The following is a 9,159-nucleotide window of genomic DNA, read 5'->3' as shown; positions in this document are numbered from 1 at the left end:
GCGGGTGCGTGAGCATTTGCGTAAAGAAATTCGCAGCCTGCAACAACGTCTCGGCATTACCACCATTATGGTGACGCACGATCAAGATGAAGCGCTCACCATGGCCGATAGAATCGTGGTGATGAACCACGGCGTGATCGAGCAAATTGGCACGCCTGAAGAAATTTACAGCCATCCGCAAAGCCGCTTTGTGGCAGATTTTGTAGGTAAATCCAACTGGCTGCCCGCCACGGTACTGGGCAATCAGTGCCTTGCTGTAGGCGGGGCAGAGCTCTATGCCTTGCATTTGCCGCCGCTTGCTGTGGGCTCGGTTTTAGAATTGTTTATTCGCCCTGAAGCCGTGCGTTTGCACTCGGTTTGGGATTCGGTGCTATTGCGTGAGCCCAATACGGCGCTAGCGGATGTAAGCAAAATTGAATTACTTGGCGGCTTTTATCGCGTTAGCCTGTGGGTGCCACAATGGAATACCTCGCTGATTGCCGATCTAAGCCGCGATCAAATGGCGGTACTGCAGTTATCGATTGAGCAGCGCATCCCCGTGACTTTGCCGCATAAAGAACTGCGCGTTTTTGCCGCAGGAGCCACGCAATGAGCCTTGGCATAAAGCTGGATCTGCCAGAAAGAATGGCGGGGGGCATGAGCTATTTGATTGCTGCGTTGCTATTGCTAGGCGTGGCTGGCCCCTTATTGGCGATTCTTGGCAAAGCCATGCTATCGCAAACGGGCGAGTGGGTTTGGCTGGCTAATTTTATTGAAATTACCGCCGTTGCTAGCTTTTGGCCAGCGGTGATCAATAGCCTGTGGGTGTCGATTGCAACCACCCTGATTGTGCTGCCGCTGGCGTATTTATTTGCCGCAGCTTTAACGCGCAGCCGCATGCCGGGTAAGGGCTTGTTTCGCTATCTGGCTTTGATTCCGCTGCTTGCGCCTTCGCTCTTGCCTGGGATTTCGCTGGTTTATTTGTTTGGTAATCAGGGCTTATTAAAAAGCTGGCTGCCGCTGGGCGTAAGCATTTATGGGCCGCTTGGCATTGTGCTGGGTGAGGCGTTTTATACCTTTCCCCATGCCTTAATGATTTTACTGACCGCCTTGGCGATTGCCGATGCACGGCTGTATGAAGCGGCTACATCCTTGGGAGCTGGGCGGATCAGGCAATGGTTTACGGTGACCTTGCCTGCCGTGCGCTATGGCTTGATTTCGGCTGGCTTTGTGGTGTTTACGCTGGTGATGACTGATTTTGGTGTGCCAAAGTTGATTGGCGGCCAATTTAATGTGTTGGCGGTAGAGGCGTATAAGCAGGTGATCGGCCAGCAAAACTTCCCCAAGGGGGCGGTGATCGGCTTGCTACTACTCTTGCCCGCCGTGTTGTCGTTTATGGTTGATTATCTGGTGCAGCAAAAGGCCTTGCTCACTTCACGTGCCCAGCCCCTCGTGCCCAAACCTGCAGCCCTGCGTGATGCCTTGGCTTTGCTCTGGTGCTGCGGCGTTGCAACGTGGTTGCTGGTGATGTTGGGCGTGGCGGTGGCGGCATCGTTGATAACGCTGTGGCCCTACAATATGAACTTAACGCTGGCGCATTTTGATTTCGAACAAATGGACGGCGGCGGCTGGTTGGCTTATTTCAATAGCCTAAAACTAGCATTTTGGACGGCGGTTTGTGGCGTAATCACGGTGTTTACCGGTGCTTATTTAAACGAAAAACTCCGCTCAGCGCCAATGGCACAGGCTGTATTACGGGTGTTAGCGATGTTGCCGATGGCAGTGCCGGGCTTGGTGCTGGGTTTGGGCTATGTGTTTTTCTTTAATGCGCCGAGCAATCCCTTGCATGGGCTGTACGGCACGATGAGCATCTTAGTGCTGTGCACGGTCACGCATTTTTATACCACGGCGCATCTCACGGCTAGCACCGCGCTTAAGCAAATGGACAGCGAATTTGAAGCGGTAGCCGCATCACTCAAAGTGCCGTTCTGGAAAACACTCAGCCGCGTCACTGTGCCGGTTTGCCTGCCTGCCATTTTAGATATCGCCCGCTATTACTTTGTGTCGGCCATGACCACGGTATCGGCAGTGATTTTTCTTTATACGCCAGACACGGTGCTCTCATCGCTTGCGGTTTTAAATATGGACGACGCAGGCGACACCGCCGCCGCAGCAGCCATGGCCACCCTCATCGTCATGACCTCGGCCTTGGTGTGCTTATTATTTGTGCTGGCATCGGTGCTATTAGGCAAACGCTCGCAAGCTTGGCGCGGGTGATGACATCTTTCGTCTTGATACAGTGTTAAACCTTGGATTACAGAGAACACAGAGGCCACGGAGGAGGACAAGAGATACGTGAGTTAAGGCGGTCAAAAAAAGCAGATAAGTAGGCAACCGTAAGTTTTCTTGCCATTTAGGCCTATTTAAAAAACGTCATCCCCGAGTGTCTTTATCGGGGATCCAGTAGTGCAGCTGGATTCCCGCCTGCGCGGGAATGACGATCTAGATTGGCATCATATTGGAAAACTTACGTCGAAGTGCCTATTCGTTTTTTGATTAGATTTTCTCTGTGAACCTCTGCGCTTCTCAGTGTTCTCTGTGGTTCAATATTTAAGGTTCTCAAAAACAACACCGAGCATCAAGCTCATTTTTTTGTATTTAAAAATTCATCTAGATGACTGGAGTAACTATGCGTGAAGCCGTTTTATTAACCCCTGGCCCACTGACCACCACGCTGGCTACCAAGACCGCCATGCTGACCGACTGGGGCTCTTGGGATGCTCGCTTTAATCAGCTTACGGCCAGCATTTGTCATGACTTATTACAAATTGCCGAAGTAGGAGCGGATTACTGCTGCGTGCCTTTGCAAGGCTCGGGCACTTTTGTAGTGGAAGCTGCGATTGGTAGCTTGGTGCCGCGTGATCGCGAGCTACTGGTGTTGGTGAACGGCGCTTACGGCCAAAGAATGGCCAAAATGGCGCAGGTGATGGGGTTAAAAGTACAGGTATTGGCCGTTGCCGATGGCATCCCAGTGAGTGCGGCAGCGGTGAAAGAAGCTTTAGCGGCTAATTCAGCCATTTCACACGTGGGCATGATCCACTGCGAAACCGCCACAGGCCTGCTCAACCCCGTGGCCGAAGTGGCTAGCGTGGTGCAGGCGGCGGGGCGCGGGCTGATCTTAGATTCGATGTCGGCATTTGGGGCGCTATCCGTAGCAGGGCTGGCGTTTGATGCCCTGATCTCCTCGGCCAATAAATGCCTTGAAGGTGTGCCGGGCATGGGTTTTGTAATTGTTAAAAAAGCGGCGCTGCAGGCGGGGTGCAGCCCATCGCTATCGCTGGATTTGTGCGATCAATATGAATATATGCAAAAAACCGGTCAATGGCGCTTTACCCCGCCCACCCATGTGGTCGCCGCGTTTCGTGCCGCGCTGGATCAGTATTTGGCCGAGGGCGGCCAGCTTGCCCGCCTTGCCCGCTATCAGGCCAATGGTGACCTGCTGGCGGCTGGCATGGGCAAACTCGGCTTAAAGTCATTTTTGCCCGAGTCATTACAAGCGCCGATTATCTACACTTTTTATGCGCCAGCGCATCCTGAATATCAGTTCCAGCGCTTTTACCAAGCGGTATGTCAGCGTGGATTTTTGCTCTATCCGGGCAAACTCACCGAAGTGGAAACTTTCCGTGTTGGCTGTATCGGTGCCATCGATCAAGCCGAAATACGGCAGGCTATTGCCGCTATTGGCGATGCTTTGCTTGAGCTGGGTTGGCTGTAAATAGGTTGCATATTTAAGCGATGCCGCGTGGGCACAGGTGCCCACCCTACTTAGGGTGGGCACCTGTGCCCACGCGGGCGATGCGCTTGAATTGTCGCGTCGACCCACTCACCCCATATTTAAAGGAATAAAACCATGAACTACCGTTACTCCCGTGCTTACCTTGGCCCTATTCAAGCGGTGATTTTTGATTGGGCGGGTACGGTGCTTGATTTTGGCTCGTTTGCACCGACACAGGTGTTGATTGAGGCCTTTGCTGCCTTTGGTGTTGAGGTGTCTTTGGCCGAGGCGCGTGTGCCTATGGGCCGAGCGAAGTGGGATCACATTAAGGTGCTGGGCCAGCAGGCTGAGGTGGCGGCGCGCTGGCAGGCTAAATTTGGCGGAGCCATGACGGACGCCGATGTTGATGCGCTTTACGCCACATTTATGCCTTTGCAAATCGCGAAAGTAGGTGATTATTCTTTGCCTATCAGCGGTGCGATAGAGCTGGTGGCCCAGCTGCGCAGCAAGGGCATAAAGATAGGCAGCTGCACCGGCTACCCACGCCAAGTGATGAATGCACTGCTGCCTATCGCCCGTGAGCGGGGTTATGCGCCCGATTGCACGGTGGCTGCAGATGATCTAAAAGCTGGGGCGCGTCCTGGTCCTTGGATGGCTTTGCAAAATGTGCTTGAGCTGGCGGTCAGCGATGTGGCTGCCTGCGTAAAAGTGGACGATACTGCGGTGGGCATCACGGAAGGCTTGAATGCAGGCATGTGGACAGTGGGCCTTTCGGTGTCGGGCAATGAAGTAGGTTTAACTGCGGCCGAATGGAGTGATCTAAGTGCCGCTGAACAGGCCGCTAAGCGATCGATTGCCGTTGAAAAACTCGCCCAAGCAGGGGCGCATTATGTGATCGACAGCATTGCCGATCTGCTACCGGTGCTCGTCGATATCGAAGCACGCTTAGCCAAGGCAGAGCGCCCATGAGTGTGTTTAGGCCATGGTGGTTTGAGCAGGCATTAATCCAAGAAAACCCAGCGCCCGCCCAGCCTTTAAATCAGCATATCCACGCCGATGTCTGCATCGTGGGTGGTGGCTACACCGGCTTGTGGACGGCGATTATGCTTAAACAAGCTCAGCCCGATTTAGCTGTGGTCATCATCGAGCGAGATCTGTGCGGCAGCGGCGCATCAGGGCGTAATGGCGGCTGCTTGCTGACGTTGGCGACTAAGTTTTTAACGCTGAAGCGCTTGTTTGGTGAGGCAGAAGCCTTGCGTATTGTTAAGTCTTCTGAAGACGCGGTCTACCAAATCGCCCAGTTTTGCCGCGAGCACGCCATTGATGCCGAAGTGCGTATCGATGGCACGCTGTACACGGCAACGAATGCCGCGCAACTTGGCAATATGGATGGCGTGATGGATGAGCTGGCACGGCATCAAGCGCTGAGTTGGGCGGCTTTGCCTTTGCAAGAAGTGCGGCTAATGGCAGGTTCCGATCAACACTTGGCGGGGGCTTTTTCGCCCGTAGGGGGTAGCGTGCAGCCTGGGCTTTGGGTGCGAGGATTGGCCCGAGTGGCGCGGGCGATGGGCGTGACGATTTATGAATCCACCCCCATGACGCGTTTGATCGAGAGCGAGCAGCCGCAGGTGCAAACCCCGCACGGTAGCATCTGCGCTAAAAGCGTGGTGCTGGCGCTGAATGCTTCGATGGCAACGATGTTCCCTGCTCTATCGCGCAGTATTGCCGTGGTGTCATCCGATATGATTATTACGGAGCCTTGCCCAGATTTGCTAAAGCGCACAGGCTTAACACGCGGTGTAGCGGTGTGTGATTCGCGCATTTTTGTAAATTATTATCGTAGCACCGTGGATGGCCGCCTCATGCTGGGTAAGGGCGGCAATACCTTTGCCTATGGCAATCGCATGCTGCGCTCTTTTGATCGGCCAAGCCGCTATCAAGCATCACTCAAACAAACCTTGGGGCGGTTTTTCCCTGCCTTGCAAGACGTGCCCATTGCGGCGTCGTGGAATGGCCCATCTGATCGATCGGTAACGGGGCTGCCTTTTTTTGGCAAGCTAAACCAGCATCCGTGCATCTTCTATGGCTTTGGTTACTCAGGTAATGGCGTGGGGCCTACTTATCTAGGCGGGCAGATTTTATCCTCTTTGGTGCTGGGTTTAGATAACGCTTGGACTCGCAGCCCCCTAGTCAGTGGGCCTAAAGGCTATTTCCCGCCTGAGCCTATCCGCTGGTTAGGTGCGCATATGGTCAGAAACGCCATCCGCCGCAAAGAAAATGCTGAAGATCACGGCCAAACAGCCAGCTATTTAGATTGCAAATTGGCAGGCTTTGCGGCGGCGGCAGGTAAGGCGGATAAAGGCTAGAAAGTCATGCTATGCAACTATCTTTTATAGGGTGGGTGAAACCCGCGAGCAATGCCGAATAAACACGCGGGTTTTACCCGCCCTACAACGAGTGAAGGAACCCCTATGGCACTCGCCATTTTTGATTTAGACGACACCTTGATTGACGGCGATAGTGCCAGCTTGTTTTTACAGTTTTTAGTGGATGAGGGCGTGGCAGAGCGCAGCATGCTGGCACAAGAAGCAGCCTTGATGCGCGCCTATCACCAAGGCGTGTTGCGGATGGAAGACTATATGTCGTTCACCTTGCAAGCCTTGCGTGGGCGCAGTGTGGATAAGGTGGCTGCTTGGGTGGCAGTGTTTATTGAGCGCTGCATTGCGCCGTGCGTATTTAGCCAAGCGAGTGCCACGCTGGCTAAGCATCGCGCCGCAGGCGATAGAATTGTGATTGTTTCTGCAACGGGTGAGCATATCGTTGGGCCGATTGCTCGCTATCTTGCAGTAGATGACTATTTGGCGATCAATCTGGTCGTAAAAAACCAGCAATACACTGGTGAAGTACAGGACGTTTTGACTTATCAGCAGGGTAAAGTTTTGCGTTTGCAAGAGTGGCTGCATGGGCAAGATGAAACCCTGCAGGGGAGTTATGGATATAGCGATTCAGGCAACGATATCCCGCTGCTTTCTGCCGTTAGTCTGGCTTACGTGGTGAATCCCGACCAGCGGTTAAAGCAATATGCAAGTCGGCAAGGCTGGGGATGTTTGAGTTGGAAAAACTAAAAATTAGCCCGCACTTACAATAAAAGCGCATTTTATCGGGAAATTTTTATGTGATTTCTACGCATTAATTGCAGTAAGAAAACCATAAAAAATAATGTTATTTCATCGTTTTTAAATGAATTTTATATGTATTTTGTAAGGCTGTTTTTAATGCTTGGCATTTGTGATTATGCATATCTATATCTTAGTGAGGTGTTTCGGCTTGGCGCTGCCGCTAAGGGCCCATTAACGTAGTCAGTAGTGTGTAATTTGATGAAGTTGATTTGCAAACAAGGCGTTGTGTCGCTGCTCACGTTTAAATTACTTGGGTGAGAAATGCTGATTAGTGGTGAACGCAAGTCAAAAATACAAGCGCAAAATCTATATTCAATTGTTATTTTCCTTACATGGCATTTATGGTGCAAGCACATTATGATCTTGACATAAAGTTACTTAAGCTTTTGCCGATACATCATTGGTAGTCCAAATGGGTCATTTTGGCGGTTGTTGGGTAGGCCGATTTTTGAAGTCATGCATCGGTGTTGTGTATTAAGAACTAGTTAAGGAATATATAAAATGAGCTTCGTTACGGGTCTGACAACAAGTCAAATTGCTGCACTTACCACCCAGCAAATTGCTGGCTTTAATACAGCAATTATAGCGGAGCTCAGCACCAGCCAATTTATGGCGCTGACTACATCCCAAGTGGCGGTACTTAGCACTGCCCAGATACGTGCCTTAACTAGTGATCAAACTGTCGCCCTAACTACGGATCAAGCTGCAACGTTGTCGTCCAGCCAAATCGCCGCACTTTCCACCAGCAGCATCGCGGCGCTGGAAACCACTGATCTACAAGTGTTAAAAACCAGCGGTATTGCAGCATTAAGCACCACGCAATCCAAAGCCTTTACCACCGCCCAAGTCGCCACTTTGACGACGGATCAAGTGGTGGCACTGAGCACCAGCGTGGTGGCCAGTGGTTTAGGCACCGATCAAGTTGCAGCCCTCACCACCGCCCAAGCGGCAGTGCTGAGCTCTCGCCAAGTGGCCGCGCTCAGTACCAGTAATATCGCCGCCCTAGAAACTCGTGATCTAGCGGTGATCAGTACCAGTGCCATTGCTATCCTCTCTAGCGCGCAAGTCAAAGCTTTAAGTACAGATCAAGTGACGAACCTTACCACCGATCAAGCAGTCAACTTAAGCACGGGCGCTTTGGCGGGTTTAACCACCGATCAAGCGGTTGCACTGAATAGCAACCAAGCTGCGGTCTTGACTTCACGTCAAGTGGCCGCTTTAAGCACCAGCAATATTGCGGCCTTAGAAACCCGTGATTTAGTCGTGATTAGCACCAGTGCCATTGCGGTTTTGTCTAGCGCCCAAGTTAAAGCGCTGACGACTGATCAAGTGACCAATCTGACCACCGATCAAGCGATCAACTTAAGCACCGGTTCCTTGGCGGGCTTGACTACAGATCAAGCGGTTGCACTGAATAGCAATCAAGCTGCGGTCTTGACTTCACGCCAAGTGGCCGCGCTTAGCACCAGCAATATCGCCGCCCTAGAAACCCGCGATGTGGCTGTGTTGAGTACCAGCTCGATTGCTGCCTTGTCGACCAGCCAAGTGCGTGTCTTGACCAGCGATCAAACCGTCGCGCTCACCACAGATCAAGCTGCAACACTCTCCTCTAGCCAAATTGCGGCTCTCTCTACCAGCAGTATAGCGGCACTAGAAACCACCGATCTACAAGTTTTAAAAACCAGTGGCATTGCTGCATTAAGCACCGCGCAATCTAAAGCTTTTACCACGGCCCAAGTGGCCGCATTAACCACAGATCAAGTGGTGGTTTTGAGCACCAGCGTGGTGGCCAGTGGTTTAGGCACGGATCAAGTCGCGGCACTCACCACGGCCCAAGCCGCAGTGCTGAGCTCTCGCCAAGTAGCTGCGCTCAGCACCAGCAATATTGCAGCGCTAGAAACCCGTGATCTAGCGGTGATCAGCACCAGCGCGATTGCGGTGCTATCTAGCGCGCAAGTGAAAGCCTTCACTACGGATCAAGTTACCAACCTCACTACCGATCAAGCAATCAACTTAAGCACGGGTGCCTTGGCGGGTTTAACCACCGACCAAGCCGTTGCGCTGAATAGTAATCAAGCTGCAGTCTTGACCACACGTCAAGTGGCCGCGCTCAGTACCAGTAATATCGCCGCCCTAGAAACTCGTGATCTAGCGGTGATCAGTACCAGTGCCATTGCTATCCTCTCTAGCGCGCAAGTCAAAGCTTTAAGTACAGATCAAGTGACG

Annotated in this window: 6 protein-coding genes and 1 pseudogene; all 7 read left to right on the top strand. The window is 52.3% G+C overall.

The window, feature by feature from the left end:
- Window positions 1-592, top strand: a pseudogene (locus tag Q0R17_RS12750) (putative 2-aminoethylphosphonate ABC transporter ATP-binding protein); the annotation flags it as partial.
- Window positions 589-2,256, top strand: a complete 1,668-nt coding sequence (locus tag Q0R17_RS12745) for a putative 2-aminoethylphosphonate ABC transporter permease subunit (RefSeq protein WP_293935675.1) — start codon at window positions 589-591, stop codon at window positions 2,254-2,256. The pseudogene Q0R17_RS12750 and the gene Q0R17_RS12745, both read left to right, overlap by 4 nt.
- Before the next feature lie 412 nt (window positions 2,257-2,668).
- Window positions 2,669-3,754: a 2-aminoethylphosphonate--pyruvate transaminase gene (locus Q0R17_RS12740; RefSeq protein ID WP_293935674.1), complete on the top strand. Its 1,086-nt coding sequence runs from the start codon at window positions 2,669-2,671 to the stop codon at window positions 3,752-3,754.
- Window positions 3,755-3,889: 135 nt separating this feature from the next.
- The gene (gene phnX / locus Q0R17_RS12735) at window positions 3,890-4,723 is read left to right on the top strand and encodes a phosphonoacetaldehyde hydrolase (RefSeq protein ID WP_293935673.1); all 834 of its coding nucleotides are present in this window, start codon (window positions 3,890-3,892) and stop codon (window positions 4,721-4,723) included.
- The gene (locus tag Q0R17_RS12730) at window positions 4,720-6,120 is read left to right on the top strand and encodes an FAD-dependent oxidoreductase (RefSeq protein ID WP_293935672.1); all 1,401 of its coding nucleotides are present in this window, start codon (window positions 4,720-4,722) and stop codon (window positions 6,118-6,120) included. Before phnX ends, Q0R17_RS12730 begins: the two co-directional genes overlap by 4 nt.
- Before the next feature lie 105 nt (window positions 6,121-6,225).
- Window positions 6,226-6,879, top strand: a complete 654-nt coding sequence (locus Q0R17_RS12725) for an HAD family phosphatase (RefSeq protein WP_293935671.1) — start codon at window positions 6,226-6,228, stop codon at window positions 6,877-6,879.
- Between the two features lie 555 nt (window positions 6,880-7,434).
- A partial coding sequence (locus Q0R17_RS12720; protein ID WP_374759874.1) for a beta strand repeat-containing protein occupies window positions 7,435-9,159 on the top strand: 1,725 nt, incomplete at its 3' end.

It is taken from the genome of Iodobacter sp., assembly GCF_025352645.1.
Lineage (GTDB): Bacteria > Pseudomonadota > Gammaproteobacteria > Burkholderiales > Chitinibacteraceae > Iodobacter.
This window is presented reverse-complemented; position numbering and strand designations above follow the sequence as displayed.

What these genes read in the sequence shown, in the direction of transcription:
- Q0R17_RS12730 (WP_293935672.1), top strand. Translation starts at nt 4,720, where the DNA reads ATGAGTGTGTTTAGGCCATGGTGGTTTGAGCAGGCATTAATCCAAGAA.
- phnX (WP_293935673.1), top strand. Translation starts at nt 3,890, where the DNA reads ATGAACTACCGTTACTCCCGTGCTTACCTTGGCCCTATTCAAGCGGTG.
- Q0R17_RS12740 (WP_293935674.1), top strand. Translation starts at nt 2,669, where the DNA reads ATGCGTGAAGCCGTTTTATTAACCCCTGGCCCACTGACCACCACGCTG.
- Q0R17_RS12745 (WP_293935675.1), top strand. Translation starts at nt 589, where the DNA reads ATGAGCCTTGGCATAAAGCTGGATCTGCCAGAAAGAATGGCGGGGGGC.
- Q0R17_RS12725 (WP_293935671.1), top strand. Translation starts at nt 6,226, where the DNA reads ATGGCACTCGCCATTTTTGATTTAGACGACACCTTGATTGACGGCGAT.